The following is a 14930-nucleotide window of genomic DNA, read 5'->3' on the forward strand; positions in this document are numbered from 1 at the left end:
TGCGGGCACCTTTATTCTGCAACAATCCATCAGTCTGCCCGCCCCATTTTTCTTTCAAATGTTGCTGTATCTTTGGTGTAACCAGAAAAACAACATTCAACTATGCTTTCATCCGGACCGGTTGCTACCTTTTCATCAGGAACCGTTCCTGAAATCTTTTCAATTTCATCAGCACTTCGATTTTTATCCTGTTTTTTATTTGAGAAACAGCCGGCCTGCATACCCGATTTACCAGCAAGATACTCATTTTTATACACAGGTTTCCACCGCGAAACCATTATTTTTGGACCAATGATACGCATTCAATATCCGGAACCCGGGTTCAAAATTGAAACCCGAAACGGGCAGCCGCATATTTTTGATGCACTGCGCAAAAAATGGCTGGTACTGCAGGATGAAGAATGGATCCGCCAGAACTTTATCCAATACCTGCTGCAGACGATGCGGTATCCTGCGGCCCTCATCGCACTCGAAAAAGAGATCCGGCTGGGGGAACTGAAAAAACGGTTCGACATTCTCGTATACGATCCGGATCATCATCCCTGGATGCTGATCGAGTGTAAGGCCGACCAGGTATTATTGAACGATGCGGTCCTTAACCAGGTACTGCGTTATAATATTGCCCTGCCGGCCCCTTACCTGGTTATTACCAATGGGAACCATACCTACGGATGGAAAAAGGAAACCCGGAGCCTTACTCCCATCGAAACATTACCTGAATTTTTCACTCACTATTAGCTCCTTTGTTCCGGGCGTATACGTATAAAATCCTTCACCGGATTTAACGCCCAGTTTTCCTGAATGAACCATATTGACCAGGAGCGGGCAGGGTGCATATTTAGGGTTCCCAAACCCGCTGTGCAGCACATTTAAAATGGAGAGGCATACATCCAGCCCGATAAAATCCGCCAGCTGCAATGGCCCCATCGGGTGCGCCATACCCAGTTTCATAATGGTATCTATAGCCTCAACCCCGGCAACTCCCTCGTACAGGCTGCAGATCGCTTCGTTGATCATCGGCATTAAGATACGGTTGGCAATAAAACCGGGGTAATCATTGGCCAGGGCGGGTATTTTCCCCAGCTTTTTGCTTAATGCGATAATGGTATCAGAAACCGTGGTATGGGTAGCATACCCGTTAATAACTTCCACCAGCTTCATCACCGGAACCGGGTTCATAAAATGCATCCCGATCACCTGGCCGGGCCGCTTTGTTACCGATGCAATTTTTGTAACAGAGATCGAAGAAGTATTGGTAGCCAGGATACAGCCCGGCGGTGCAGCAGCATCGATCTTCCCGAACAGCTCCAGCTTCAATGCTTCCTGTTCGGTAGCCGCTTCTACCACCAGCTGGGCGGCAGCCACCCCCTTCCCTATATCCGTTTCCGTCGTAATATTTTGCAGGGTCGCTTCCTTTTGATGCACAGTGATCACCCCCTTCGCCAGCTGCCGGTCCAGGTTCTTTGCGATGGTTTGAAGTGCTTTATCCAATTGTGCAGCCGAAATATCGATCAGCACTACAGGGTGCCCTGTTTGTGCAAATACATGTGCAATGCCGTTGCCCATGGTGCCGGCACCGATAACGGAAACATTTTTAATCATAAGGCAAGATAATTAAAAATGGAATAATAAATTTTGCAGTAGGTTTGCCGGATCAAGGGAATAAAAATGCGAAAACAAAGCATAGTGCTGCTGCTGGCAGCGATCCTTATAGCGGGATATTTTTGGCGGGAATACCGGAGCACCGGTACATCTGCACAGGGGGAACTGCCATCAACAGACCAAAGTAGGGCAACGGCTCCGGTAGAGGCGCTCACAAAAGAAACGGTCGTTGTGCCGTATGTGAAAAAGAACGGCCGTCTTCCTGCTTATTATATAACCAAGCAGGAAGCCCGCCAGAAGGGCTGGAACGCTGCGGGAGGCAACCTGTGCGAGGTCTTGCCGGGCAGGGCTATTGGGGGAGACTATTTCAGCAACCGTGAAAAAGCATTGCCTGTTAAAAGCGGGAGAAAATGGTATGAAGCGGACATTAATTATCATTGCGGACACCGCAGCGCGGACCGGCTTCTTTTTTCAAATGACGGACTGGTATTCGTTACAAAAGATCACTACAAAACCTTTGAGGAAAAATAAAATATATGCAGGAAATCATTTTTGATTTTGACCGGATCGGGACCGAGGCCGATTTTTATAAAACAGCTATAACCAAACTGGAGCTGCCGGAATACTTCGGTAATAACCTGGATGCGCTCTACGATGTACTCACCGGTGCTATTGCGCTCCCCGTGCTGATCCGCTTTACCGATCTCTCGCTCGGCCAGCTCGAAAAATTCAGCGATATTATCGCCGTATTTGAGGATGCTGCGGCTGAACTTGAAGAACAGCTGATCTTTGAATACTACCTCAAGAAACCCTAACCCCCGCAGCTAAAGCAACCAGTGGGCCCGGTAGCTCCTATCGGGCGTGAAAATCAGGAAATTTGTCCGGGGGCTAAAAGATGGCTCCCCGGGGATGCCCCGCCAGGGAAAATGAAGTCCCCGTTATAACTCAACATCCGGCAATCCGGCCGGGATTCTTTTCTGTTTTGTAAAAGGGAAATGCGCAGAAGCTCCTCTTTGGGAAAACCGGGGCTGACATTAAACTTTAATTGCTCTTATTTCCGTTTATAATCGCCCCGTTTCCAGGATTTGATAAATTCGGACCATGCAGCAGGGTTAAAGATGTTCATGGGAGGGATCTGCCCCTGGTAGCGGGCCTTCTGGGAGATCATATTGAGCTGCATATTGGTAACTTCCCGCCCGTCATAAGCCGTTTTGCGCAGCATGGCACGCTGCATTTCCTTGGTATTGTTTTTCCGGATGATCTCCAATTCATCATCAGCAACCTTCACGTTTACAAAGTCCCGGGCAAGCTGTTCCGGCGTGGGGCGGGGCCTTATAATAGCTGCCGGCAGGTATACCGTGTCTTCCGTCATTAAGACAACTATATTATATTGATTTCCCTCCAGGTTCCGGGGAATGGCTTTCAGGATCGGCTTATAGCTCACATGCGAAAATTCGATCTCATCTCCTTTCAGTACGGCAATGGAAAAAACCCCCTGCTCATTGGTAATCGTTCCGCGCGAGGACCCCTTTACAGTAACGCTTACCGAAGGAATACCGTACAGGCTGTCCGAAGACATCACAATACCGAAAAGCTGGATCACGGAATCACGCGCCTTTTCAAACTGGGCATTCGCAGTTGATGGAATTATAAACAATAAAACAATAACCGGTATGATTATTTTCTTCACAGCCTCAAATTTAAGTAACCATTTGTAAATAAGACAACAAAATGCCCAATAGGATGTTTAACTTTGCAGATTGTAGCGAATTTAACATAAGCTTTAGTAAATAAATGACAAAAGAACTTGTTTTACAGGCATTGAGCACTGTTCATATTCCCGGATCTCATAAAAACATAGTGGAACTGGAGATGATAAAGGACCTCGTGATCGAAAAATACTATGTTGCATTTAACATCGATCTCCCCAGCCCGGATGCGCAGCTCCGGGAGCAGGTAAAGACCGCATGTATACAGGCTATTAAAACACAGGTAAATGAAAAAGCCGTGGTAAAGGCCGGCTTTGGCAGTCATACACCCAAGGCACAGGCCTCCGCCGGCGCATCAGTAAAGGTATTGCCGGGCGTAAAAAATATTATTGCAGTGGTAAGCGGTAAAGGAGGTGTTGGTAAAAGCACCGTTGCCGCCAACCTGGCCCTGGCCCTGTCGCAATCCGGTGCGGCTGTGGGGCTGATGGATGCTGATATCTATGGCCCCAGTGTTCCTATTATGTTTGGTGTACGGGGCGAGCGGCCGATGATGAAAGACGTAAACGGCAAAGGCATGATCGTGCCGCTGGAACGCTTTGGCATCAAACTGCTCAGTATCGGGTTGCTGGTGGATGAAAGCAAGGCCGTGGTATGGCGCGGCCCCATGGCCAGCAGCGCAATCAAACAATTTATTACAGATGTGGATTGGGGCGACCTGGATTACCTGATCGTAGACATGCCTCCCGGCACCGGCGATATTCACCTGACCCTGATGCAGATTGCTCATGTAAGCGGCGTGGTTATTGTAAGCACCCCGCAGGATGTGGCATTGGCCGATGCTAAAAAAGGGATCGCCATGTTTGGACAGGCCCAGCTGAATGCACCCATTATAGGGCTGGTAGAAAACATGAGCTACTTCACCCCGGCGGAATTACCGGATAACAAATATTATATTTTCGGGCAGGAAGGAGGAAAGCGCCTGGCCAGCGAATATGACCTGCCTTTCCTGGGAGAAATTCCCCTGGTACAAAGTATCCGGGAAGGGGGAGATATAGGTGTACCGGCAATGATGAGCGATGATGAAGTTACGAAGGCCGCTTTTAAAGCCTTTGCAGGAGCAGTTGCCCGGTTTGCAGAGAAAACGTCAAGAAAATAAGTTACGACGGGGATATCCGAAAAATTGCGCGGTGCCTGCTGAAACAGCCTTCCTTCCGGGTCCTAGCTTTTCTTTGCCCGCTCCAGGATAATCTGGTTTAATCCGGGCGTCTCTGTATCGATCAGGGAAATAGCGATTCCGTCTTTTACCCATTTATACTGACGGGCCCATTCATTTTCCCGGACCTCGGGGGTGCCCCCTGCAGCTGCCGCTTCTTTCCGGGCCTGAAGAAAGGAGGCTTTGTTTACAAGCACAACAACCTCATCAATGTGTTCCCCATAGGTTTTTACAAACAGCTGCTCCGTTCTTATTTCAGCATTATAAAATTTAATGAGGTTATCTTTTATTTCAAAGAACCGGAAGAATGCATTACCCGTAACAACATGCCGGCCATCCGGTGCTTTAAACGGCTGACCCAGTAAAGCAGCAGGCTCCAATATTCGTGCGCGACTACAGCCGTATACATTTGGTACCAGGATCAAAACAGGTACACTCCTGGTTAGGGTTAATAAAAATTGTTTTCTTAACATGGGCTTCCTCAAATTACAACAAATTTATTTTCGCTTGCTACATAGGTTAGCCGAACGTCAATGGCAGCACCTGAGGTGTCCGTTTCCTTGGCCTTAAAAAACAATACGGGGTTACCATCGCTTCTTAAAACATCCGCAACACGACGGTCATCATATAGCCTTACTTTACAGCTTTTGAAATCAACTTCCTGTAATGCAAAGACCCGGTTTCCTACCGGCCGCCGTTTAATAAGATCTTCAATAATTCTTTGATTGTCCTGGTTTCCTTTTTCCGTTTCATACAACGATGTATTGATCCTTGTAAAAGATCTGTGGAGCGATTCAAAAAGCCTGAAGGCATTCCCTTCCTTAACCGTTTCATATAACTGTACATACGCCGCAATGATCCGCTCCTGGTACTGATCCAGTTTGCTGATATCCGTGTCATTTTTCCAGAAAGCCTCTGCCACATAAGGTACTGCTGCATCAAATTCAACCACCCAGTTCGCTTTGGGAACAGGCACATTATTTACCAGGAGCAGTTGCGGTGGCGTTTTAGTTCCCTCTTTGATCAGGTAGGTCTTCTCTTTAAAATCGTTTGCCTGGTCTGCTGCATATAAGCCTATTTCGACATAGGCAGTAGCCGGAACAACAGCAGTCCCTTTGTTTGGCAGGAGCTCTACATTCAGCAGCTGCTTCCCCTTTTTTGCAATGAACAGGTTAAGCAGCTGGGTTCCGGCATTGTCCGGAACTCCGTCAATATTGTCAACCAGCAATATCCCGTTCAAGTATATTTTAAACGTACAATCACTGCCTGCATAGGTAAGATGGTAAAACGGTTCTTTCATTGTCTGACTATATTTATTCTGAAATTAAGGGTACAAGAATATCTTTTTGGCCATCGTCCCGGGACACATCACTTTCCGGGTTAACATCATCGGGCTTAAACCAGGTATCTTCTTTATCATAAACGGTAAAGGTAGCCGGGCCAACAATCACTTCTACAATTATCTGGCCCTTTATACCCGAGAATCCGCCACTGAGCGCGCCCATCAGTCCTTTTTCCCTGGTCTGTAATTTTAACTTAGCATCCCAATAGGCTTTTAAAGAAGCTTCCGCCTTTGCTCCAAAATTAAAGTTATAACGGGTCCAGGGAACGCGCACTTTACCTTTGCCTTCCAGCGTGATACCCAGCTTTACTGTAAATACGCCTTCAATATAAGACTTTTCGGATGGGGTGCTTAAATTTTCCCGCGTAGTATTAACGGAATTGATCTGGAAGGCCCGGATATTGATATTCAGTTTTCCTTCAAAAACCAGGTTTACTTCAAATTTCAGGTTCAGGTGCTCGCCCTTAATGCTATTAATACCGGAAATAACCCCGTCAATTACTTTTGCCAGCGGATGGGGTATATACCCGATCAGCTGGTGCAGTTTGATCGTAAGTGCCGCTCCTATCAGGGGGGAAGCAAACCAGTCCAGGGAGCCCTGCATCCCTACTTTATGGGTTTTGCCGGCAACCAGGGAAGGTTGCATTCCCCAGGCAATTTTCAGTCCCGTGGAGGGGGCATCTATTTCAAAGGTAAAGGGAACTTTTTTCCGGCGCAATGCGTCACACCCGCTTTCTGTTCCATAGGCAACAACGTTGGCCATTTTTTTTAACTTATAAAAAATGGAACAGATTTTCCGCAGCCGCTCCGCTAATTCGGCTTCGATCTTTACTACATCCTTATCATTTATTTTGGGATTGAACAAGCCCAGCTTAAACTTCCCCAATGCAGACTGCTCTGTTGCCAGATCGTACTCCTGCTGGGATATTTCCGTATATTTCTTTCTTGCGGCCTCTACATCATAGGTTGATAAATTCCCCGAATTAAATCCGAGGGGGGCGTTATAGTTATAGGTCAGCGCTATTTCCCATTGTATATCGGGGAACACCCGTATACGTGCTACCTGGTTAGGATACCGGCAGGTTGTTACCGGTACGAAATACTGTTGTGCCATTTTCTCCGTTGGCCAAAAATATTTGAAATACCAAAAAATATCGAGTACGGGGTTCTGCATTGAAGTACCTTCCGCAATAGACCGGTCATAGGTATACGCCAGCTTCAGCGTGAGGGTATCACCCGCCACTTCATAGTCCTGGTCCGTTAAGCCCTGAACCTCTGCTACCGAAACCGGCCGGTATTTTTCCAGCTCACCGGAGGGCTTGGGAACCCCCTTTGCCTCCTGGTCATTTTTATAGGTCTTATCATAAACCCCGGCATTTAACAGCGGGGCTTTTGATCCGTTTAACGGTGCAAAAAACGAGGTCGTAAACCGGTTTGCAGAAAAGAAGTCCAGCATGTTTCTGGATGCTGACGGCTTCCACTGACCAACGATCCAACCCATTTTAAATACATCTTTTGACGTCTTATGTTCCATTCCATCATTCAATATCCGGTCGCACTTATAGGAAGCGCCCACATGTATGGGACCTTCCTTTGCCTTTGCGTTCTCTTTGAATTTTGCCGTAACAGTAACACTTTCTTTAGACGCGTCGCCGGCCAGGATGTCAAACACACGATCTTCGGTGCCGTCCATACCCATACCATATTCGTCAAACACCACCAACGACCTTTCTTTATGCTTTACCTTTATTACCGAATAAGCGCATGGGTTATGCTCCCTGTTCCGGTACTGGATATCGCCTATGTACTGGATCATCTCGCTTTTTTCCGACTCAACCCGGGACAGGATCTCCGCGGTTGTTTCGTACTCCACCAGGATCTCGCTGTTGGGCTGATCCTTGTAGGTTGCAACCGCCTCCACCCCAATTAATTTCTGGTCGTATTGCATCAGGCCGGTACTCGGATTCTCTGCAAAATTCCTGAAATCAACAATCGTCCTGGAATCACGTATCAACCCCTCCTTCACTTCAATGATCTCTACTACCGGCACAAAATAGCGCTGTTTTTTCCCCGGATCGGCGTCGCGCCAGTCCAGGCTTAACGGGAATGTTAAGTTAAGGTAAGTGTTGATATTACCTGAGCTGCCGCTTACGGTTAAGGCCTTGTTTTTATGTTCCTTTTTAAACAGGTCCAGCTCCTTCAGCCGGTCTTCCAGCTCGTCCGGAGGCTCCAGTGAATCCTTGGTGTAATGGATGCCGCCGGCTTTATCCTTATCCAGCAAATAAATATTCGCCCGATAATTCCCTGCCCCTGTTACGTAGTCAGGGTACTGGTGCAAACAGATGGTCAGGTTAACAATATCACCAAAACGAAAAGGCCGGATGTTCTTATGAAAGTAGGCATATGTGATATTCGGATCCGTATACGGTATAATAAAAAAGTAAAATTCCTCCTCCGGGTTGCCGGTAAATACCACAACCCGTTGTTTAAACCCGTAATAATAGTTGGTGCCGGCCGGCGAAATGAAGAACTCCGTTCCTTTTTTGTATTGCGTGCCAATACCCAGGGCCGTTACAGGGGCATTGCTTTCTTTTTTTGCGAGCAGCTCACCTACATCCGGAGCCTTTTGACCAGGGGTACTGCTGCCGCCGCCGGCGCCCCCTATATCTGCCCAGAGGCCATTGTAGGTTTTTGAATCGCCGCTGTTGTAATACTGCTCATAAATAAATGCCCATTTCGTCTCCGTTGATACCACAGCGTCGTCAAAACAACCTGCATCAACATAAAACTTCATCTTGGAGCCGTCCTTTACAGATATGGTATCGCCCCTTTTTACCTCTCCTTTTAAAAGGTGATCCAGGAACGGACTACTGGCAACTGTAGTCCTGTCAAATTTGCATTTTATTACCTTGCCCATGAGGTTAGTTTATATTTAAATGTTCATAGGGATCTTTCTGGTTCATTTGTTTCATATTCACCAGGGGATTGACCTGCGCCTGCAACTCATCGTCCGCATTTTCCATATTCTTCTTTGTGGGCTGTCCTATTTGCCCGCTTTTGATGATCTCTATACAGGCCATACCGGCCACCGCACAGGTAGCTTTACAATCTTCCACCAGTACATAGCCGCCCGGGGGATCGTATTTTTCCTTTTCATAGTAGCCCTCCCATTTTGTGATACTGGGTACACAAGGGTTATTATTCATTTTTTTACAGGAACCAAAGGTCTTGTTCTGAAACGGGATACCGATATCCTTATGCGTGGCCAGTAATTTTTCACGCCCCTCTTTATCATTGGCATACCATTTCTTATGGGTAAGCACGGCCAGCTTATCCGGTGTGGTACCATACTGGCATTTACAAAGTGCCCCGTGAACCACTTTTTCTTTTTGTGCCATATTCCTTTTTTTTCATTTGTTAACGATCTTTTTTATAGTATCCATTGTATTCAGACCTGGTACATTGTAAACTCAACCTTCCGCACCGGTATTGTCGTGTTCTTTCCCTCCTTTTGGTAAACTTCCAGTAATGCCCGGGTATGCATAGCAAAATGATATTCTTCATCCAGGTCAAAATCCACGTTTACCTTTACAAAACAGGGTATTCCCTTTTTGTTTTCCGGAAGCAGCGCTTCCGGTGCTTCCTGCTCTTCTGAAGTAAACTGTACCATGATAGATCCATAGGCTGTTATCTCCGGGATGATCTTCTGCACGCCCGTAAACCGCACCGGGGCTTTATAGGGGATCACGGATAAATACAGGTCTGCCGGTTGCTCCAGTTTTTCGGTGTAAGCCATGTATTTGGGATGAAAAAACAAATTCCAGAACAGATCATATTTCATGGACCGTTGCACCAGGGAAGGAGTTCCTATTTTTTTGTCTGCCGCCCTGATAAAATCATCCACAACCGGCCCGCCATATTTATCCAAAAGCTGTTGCCGGTTGGTCTGCCATCGCTTTAAGATCGCCGGGTGATTGATAATACCTGTTACCTGCCGGCCCCACCCGTTAATTACGGTCTCTACCGGGTACAGAGCGCGGGAAACGGCTGCTCCAAAACGCTCACTGATGGTATCCGGCTCATGCCGGTTAAAATAAACCTGCTGCTTGTTCAGCCGCAATACCCATCCCAGCTCATGCTCGGCCAGGTTTACCGTTGCTTCATAATCGACCCGCTTATCCGGCTGCGTTGCTGTTCCCTGGTAGTATTTTACCGCTACCCCATAATGCCTTTCCCCTACCCCTTTTGGCAGGGAAATAAATTCATTCTTTTTATGTCGTGTACTGGTCAAATCGAATAATAGTTCTTGTTTAAAAGCACACACGCCCCGCACTGGCGGTTACGGTACATTTTTTTACCGGCACCAGCATACGGTTCGCGATCTTATTCTTTACCAAGCGTCGCTCCCGCGTATCACTCACACCGGTAATGATGTATTTCCTTGTCTTATCCCAGCCAAAAAAAGCCCCGTTAAAAAAGCGATCTGCTTTTACAAACCGGTTGGTCTTCTTATTGATCCGGTATAAAGCATAAATATTATTGTCTGCAGACGACCCCTCTTTATCGGCCAGTAATATTTCGGGCACGCCATCCCCGTCAATATCATAAATATAAAGGGCTTTTGCCGTCATGCCGCCATATCGTTCCTTTGTATAGGATACATGACTATTATCGGTGAATCCCGTTGCATCACAACGTTCATATACCTCGGAGTAATCCGCACCGGAAGAAAGAAACGGTGTCAACTCAAAATAGGCCTCCAGCGTTTTATAAAACGATCCGGGGAACAACGTGCTTTCATTTAATGCGGTAACAACCAGGGAGCCATCATCCGGGTTCTTCTGATACCGGAATCTCAGCACACATTTTTTATCCGCAAGATTCAATACCCATTTTTGTATAAATGCGGAAGGAAGCGTATCCTGCCGGCCGGCGCCGGGTGCGTTCCGGCGTGTTATATTCCCTGCAGTACTACCCGCCGGTGCTTTCTGAAAAAGGAAACACAAAAATACCAGGGAGCATAGTTGGATCAATCGTTTCATGCGCTAATCTTTAACATTGCCGATCCGTTCATTATAATTAAAGCCAAGGCTGTTTAGCCGGTTGATCCGGAGCAGGTCCTTTGCATCAATACCGGTAATATAATGACCTCCGTTATAGAGTTTGATCAGTTCTGCATCCAGGATCGATTTTTCGGAATCACCCGAAGCCGTATCCGGCATATAACTGCCAAAGGATGAAAATTCACTGATCGTGCTGGGGCAGGTCTTATAGGTAATCAGTCCTTCCTGCTGCGAAAAGGAAGAGAGTTTCTTCACTCCTTTAAAAAGCTTATTGAACTGTGCAACAGCCGCCTTCACCTTTTCGGGGATCTTCCGGGTCATTTTTATTTCAATGTTCTTCTTCCAGTTCCATATATAATCGGGATGCTTATCCAGGTCCTCCAGCCAGGCTGCATCAGCTTTTGACAGGGAGGCCTTGTCTCTTTTTTCGGCCGCAAAATCGATCTGTCCCACACCCCATCCATCGGGGAAGCCATAGTTGGGCATCCCCTTACTTTCTATACCCCGGCCGGAAGGTCCGTAACCGGCTTCCACTTTTTTTGTTTTTCCTTTCACTTTTGCTTTTACATATTCGGGATCCCAGAACTGGCGGGCCACTGTAACCTCCTCACTCCCGGATTCGCTTACAATGATCTTAAATACAAACCAGTACTTTGAAAGGTATTGCTGGCTTATAAGGTAATCCTTTACTGTTTTTTTCAGCGGGTTCCTGCCTCTTATATAAAAAACAAACTTTTTTATCAGCGTTCTTCCATCCCCTCCGTACGCTTCAACCGTTGCTGTTCCGCCACGGAAAATGCCCCCGAAGTCTACATCCCAGCTCGTCGTTTGACCTGCAGCGGCCTCTTTGAATATGCTTTGGCCGGAGCCGGACCCTGCAGGAAAATAATCCACATCCTTACGGTCAAACGGCAGTTCGGACGCTTTAAAGACAAATTCCGTCTTCAGCCGGAACAGTATCTTCTTATAATTATACTCTTTGCCGATAGTGAGCGCGATTCTCAGTTTGGGCATCTCCGGCTTTTCGGTGATGAACACATAGGCGCCCTCCTTAATTTCGGTATTATTATCAAATACCTGTATTAAAAAGGTAAGGTCGCTTGCAGGGGCCGGTTCCGGATCACCATGCGTTACACCCTCTTCCGCGCCTTTTTCCCGGATCTCCCTGTTTGCATACGCATTGATATTTGCCCCGGAAAACATAGCATGATTTCCGTGGGTAACCTTTGTGTACGTTCCTTTTACAATCCGCGTCCTGCTCATAACTGGCCTGTTAAATCCGCTGCGGCGGTCCCTCCCTGTACTCTTTTAAAATCCTGCCTGTGCCGCCGTCTAAGATATATATCTGCTGATAAGGCTCGCCCCCCTGCGCGTCTGCCACCCATCGCAGGTTCCAGACATCTGCTTTATAGGTACTGTCATACCCTCTACGAAGACGACCTGTCTTTGCAAAATCAACTTTATGCGCCTTGCCAAAGGCGATCACTTTTTCCAGTGAAAACGGGAAAGAGGCGTCTTTGTCAACTTCCTCCGTAATCTTTCCTGTACTATCAAACTTCTGCCATTTCCCGATCTCCAGCGCCGTTGAAAAATAGTACGCAACGCTGATCTGCCGGCCGTTCCGGTCAAACTGGCAGGCGGTACGGTAGCCATCGGGCCGCTCTTCAATGCGGGTGTATGATTGTACCCATTGTTTATTAAAGGTGTCGGAAGGCGCCTGCTGGTCCGGCATATAATATTCGGAAACCTCCACACCCTCTTTTGTGTGATACCCTTCGTAATCGGGGTTCTCTTTCAGCTTTTTTGCATATGCATCAACATCAAAACTTTCCATATCGCTTTTTTTTTGCCGGCGGTCTTCCTGGTGCCGGGGTAGCGTATCGTTCTTCACCTTTTTATCCTGCCCGTTGCAGGTCGCATTGAAACCACAGATCACCAATAAGAAAACTAATTGAAATGCTATGGTAACTTTGTATGAAGCAGATCCCATTGCCATTTATATAATTGTTTTACCTGTATATTCGTTTTAGCGGAATAATAATCCATCACATTATCGGTCGTATATTTCTTAAAGGTATACTTGCTCGGATTCAGGAATGTATGCCAGAACCCGATACAGTGCAGGATTTCATGCGTTATAGTACCTTCATCCACCCGCGATGACGACCTTGTTTCCACTGCTGTTTTCTTTTTGTCAAAAATTAAAATACTGTGTCTTTTGCCACTCTTCTGCAACTTTCCCTCGGGAATATCTTCTGAATGTCCCAGCACCCATCCCTTGCCGCCGCAGGCCTCCACAGAGCAGGCATCCGGCAAAAAGAAAACCCTGAAAAAGGAATCAAAAGTTTTGCCAAACGGCTTTCCTGCTTTATTGGTGTTCCCCTGCAACATCTGGTTCAGGTAATCCAGCAGATTATCGGGTCCGCCTTTTGCATAATTGTTATACCATTCTTCAAAATCATAGTTCTCCCGGAGGATCAACGAGGTATGCTGCACTTCTACATTCACATAGGCCTGCCGCATAAATTTTTTCAGCAATGCCTCCTCCCCGGTTACCGAAGCTTTCTTTTGGGGGCATTGAACCTTGATAAACAATACCCTGATATGCTTTTGAAATTTCTTATGGTTCCTTTTAACTACCACCCTGCCTGCCAGCTCCCTGCTCTCACCTTTTATTGCGTATACGTTTATTTTCTGATCCGTTTCAAACTCCCCCTTACACTTTATTTCAATGGCCATGGGTACTTCATGTTTGCCTTTCTGAACCGGGATGGCTGCAGACAATAAAACATCAAAGTAGTCCTGGTTCCATTCCAGCTCATATTTTTCAGGTTCCTCCTCTACTTCAACCTTCAGATTCAGCCTGGCCGTGTAATTAGGCAGCAGGGATAAAAAGGGAATGGAATAAATAAACGGATATTTACCATTCATTTTCCAGGGAACAGAAAAGCGGTCAAACTCCATTACAAAATTGTCATACACCTTTGTATCCTGGTTAAACTGGTCTGAGCAATAATCAAAAGTCCCGTCGGCCCTCTTCTTATAGGAAATATTTCCCAAAATATCCCGGTACCAGGTGTCACCCTTTGCCCCGGTATCGCCCTGTCTTACCCAATCAAAACCAAACTCCCCATCGTACCTGTTATGCGGGCGAAACTGCACAATGCATTTGGCCCGGAGGTCCTGCGCCGGCGGATCTTCAGGATCACCATAGTATACACCTTCATCCTCTCCTTTTTCTTTTACCACATCACCGGCAAAAGAGTTAATGTTTTCCCGGGAATACATGTTGTGATTCCCATGCGTGATCTTTGTATAGGTACCTTTTACAATTCTTGTTCTGCTCATGGTTAGTTGGCTTTTCCGTTCTCACCGCTGTTGTTCTGCACTACCTTTTGCGCATGCTTCAGCAGGCTCTTTTTTGAGCTGAGGTTAAAATCACCCTGACTGGCTTCAATACGTTCCTGTTTGGCCTCTGAATGGACATCGCCTTCGATCATCTCCGTTAACTTGCCGGTAATATTGAGCATACTGTCTCCTCCTACCGTTACGGTATTTAACCGTCCTGTTGAATGCACATGATCCCTGCCTATTGACACGGTCTGGTTCTGCCCCACATTGGTCGATTTATCCTTACCAATAGTGCTGGTCATGTTCTCTCCAACGTTAAAATGCATATTCTTTGCATTAAAGGTCATGGTTTCGGGGGCGGTGATGGTGATGTTCTTTCCCGTCGTATCCAGGTAGATCTCGTTACCCCCGGGATCTTTGATGATGATATGCGTACCTGCCCCCGCATCACTGAACTCCACCGTATGACCACTCCGCGTGCGGATCACTTTCAGATCATTGCCCGCATTGCTGAAATGCGTGTTCGCACTCCCATGATACACCGTCCCGATCACATACGGCTTCGTCGCACTCTCACTCTCAAAACCCACAAGCACCTCCTCCCCGATCTCCGGTATAAAAAAATGACCCTTCTCCCCACCCCCATGAGG

17 protein-coding genes are annotated in these 14930 nt (G+C 46.9%); 4 read left to right on the forward strand and 13 right to left on the reverse strand.

Annotated features, from left to right (window positions below):
* Nucleotides 1–29: 29 nt before the first annotated feature.
* Nucleotides 30–257, reverse strand: a complete 228-nt coding sequence (locus BLS44_RS13410) for a hypothetical protein (RefSeq protein ID WP_143019761.1) — start codon at nt 255–257, stop codon at nt 30–32.
* Nucleotides 258–291: 34 nt separating this feature from the next.
* Between BLS44_RS13410 and BLS44_RS13415 the strand changes: the two genes are divergently transcribed.
* A complete protein-coding gene (locus BLS44_RS13415) occupies nt 292–738 on the forward strand; it encodes a type I restriction enzyme HsdR N-terminal domain-containing protein (RefSeq protein WP_090390587.1) in 447 nt (148 codons plus the stop codon).
* Here the strand turns inward: BLS44_RS13415 and BLS44_RS13420 are convergent.
* Entirely contained in the window at nt 712–1602 is an 891-nt protein-coding gene (locus BLS44_RS13420) for a 3-hydroxyacyl-CoA dehydrogenase family protein (protein ID WP_090390588.1), read from the reverse strand. The genes BLS44_RS13415 and BLS44_RS13420 overlap by 27 nt on opposite strands.
* 66 nt (nt 1603–1668) lie before the next feature.
* Here BLS44_RS13420 and BLS44_RS13425 point away from each other — a divergent pair, with 66 nt between their 5' ends.
* Together BLS44_RS13425 and BLS44_RS13430 are read left to right on the forward strand one after the other, a co-directional pair.
* The gene (locus BLS44_RS13425; RefSeq protein WP_090390589.1) at nt 1669–2133 is read left to right on the forward strand and encodes a ribonuclease domain-containing protein; all 465 of its coding nucleotides are present in this window, start codon (nt 1669–1671) and stop codon (nt 2131–2133) included.
* A gap of 5 nt (nt 2134–2138) precedes the next feature.
* Nucleotides 2139–2417, forward strand: coding sequence for a barstar family protein (locus BLS44_RS13430; protein WP_090390590.1), 279 nt, complete (start codon nt 2139–2141; stop codon nt 2415–2417).
* A gap of 236 nt (nt 2418–2653) precedes the next feature.
* On the opposite strand, the gene BLS44_RS13435 is transcribed toward BLS44_RS13430, so the two are convergent.
* Nucleotides 2654–3292: a carboxypeptidase-like regulatory domain-containing protein gene (locus tag BLS44_RS13435; protein WP_090390591.1), complete on the reverse strand. Its 639-nt coding sequence runs from the start codon at nt 3290–3292 to the stop codon at nt 2654–2656.
* Between the two features lie 104 nt (nt 3293–3396).
* Here BLS44_RS13435 and BLS44_RS13440 point away from each other — a divergent pair, with 104 nt between their 5' ends.
* The gene (locus BLS44_RS13440; protein WP_090390592.1) at nt 3397–4467 is read left to right on the forward strand and encodes an Mrp/NBP35 family ATP-binding protein; all 1071 of its coding nucleotides are present in this window, start codon (nt 3397–3399) and stop codon (nt 4465–4467) included.
* 62 nt (nt 4468–4529) lie between these two features.
* Here BLS44_RS13440 and BLS44_RS13445 read toward each other — a convergent pair whose 3' ends face one another.
* From BLS44_RS13445 to BLS44_RS26560, 10 genes are all read right to left on the reverse strand, one after another.
* Entirely contained in the window at nt 4530–4997 is a 468-nt protein-coding gene (locus BLS44_RS13445; RefSeq protein ID WP_143019762.1) for a hypothetical protein, read from the reverse strand.
* Nucleotides 4998–5005: 8 nt separating this feature from the next.
* A complete protein-coding gene (locus BLS44_RS13450; RefSeq protein ID WP_090390594.1) occupies nt 5006–5824 on the reverse strand; it encodes a hypothetical protein in 819 nt (272 codons plus the stop codon).
* Between the two features lie 13 nt (nt 5825–5837).
* Nucleotides 5838–8783, reverse strand: a complete 2946-nt coding sequence (locus BLS44_RS13455) for a hypothetical protein (protein WP_090390595.1) — start codon at nt 8781–8783, stop codon at nt 5838–5840.
* A gap of 4 nt (nt 8784–8787) precedes the next feature.
* Nucleotides 8788–9264, reverse strand: coding sequence for a DUF4280 domain-containing protein (locus tag BLS44_RS13460; RefSeq protein ID WP_090390596.1), 477 nt, complete (start codon nt 9262–9264; stop codon nt 8788–8790).
* Nucleotides 9265–9314: 50 nt separating this feature from the next.
* Nucleotides 9315–10157: a hypothetical protein gene (locus BLS44_RS13465; protein ID WP_090390597.1), complete on the reverse strand. Its 843-nt coding sequence runs from the start codon at nt 10155–10157 to the stop codon at nt 9315–9317.
* Nucleotides 10158–10176: 19 nt separating this feature from the next.
* On the reverse strand, nt 10177–10908 hold the full coding sequence (locus tag BLS44_RS13470) for a hypothetical protein (RefSeq protein ID WP_143019763.1): 732 nt from the start codon (nt 10906–10908) through the stop codon (nt 10177–10179).
* Nucleotides 10909–10911: 3 nt separating this feature from the next.
* A complete protein-coding gene (locus BLS44_RS13475) occupies nt 10912–12192 on the reverse strand; it encodes a hypothetical protein (RefSeq protein ID WP_090390599.1) in 1281 nt (426 codons plus the stop codon).
* Nucleotides 12193–12202: 10 nt separating this feature from the next.
* A complete protein-coding gene (locus BLS44_RS13480; protein ID WP_143019764.1) occupies nt 12203–12925 on the reverse strand; it encodes a hypothetical protein in 723 nt (240 codons plus the stop codon).
* Complete coding sequence (locus BLS44_RS13485; protein ID WP_090390601.1) at nt 12889–14277, reverse strand: zinc metalloprotease; 1389 nt, start codon at nt 14275–14277, stop codon at nt 12889–12891. Before BLS44_RS13485 ends, BLS44_RS13480 begins: the two co-directional genes overlap by 37 nt.
* Nucleotides 14278–14279: 2 nt before the next feature.
* Nucleotides 14280–14930, reverse strand: a 651-nt coding sequence (locus BLS44_RS26560; protein WP_245729210.1) for a phage baseplate assembly protein V, incomplete at its 5' end; no start/stop codon positions are given.

This window comes from Niabella drilacis (assembly GCF_900101395.1).
Classification (GTDB): domain Bacteria; phylum Bacteroidota; class Bacteroidia; order Chitinophagales; family Chitinophagaceae; genus Niabella; species Niabella drilacis.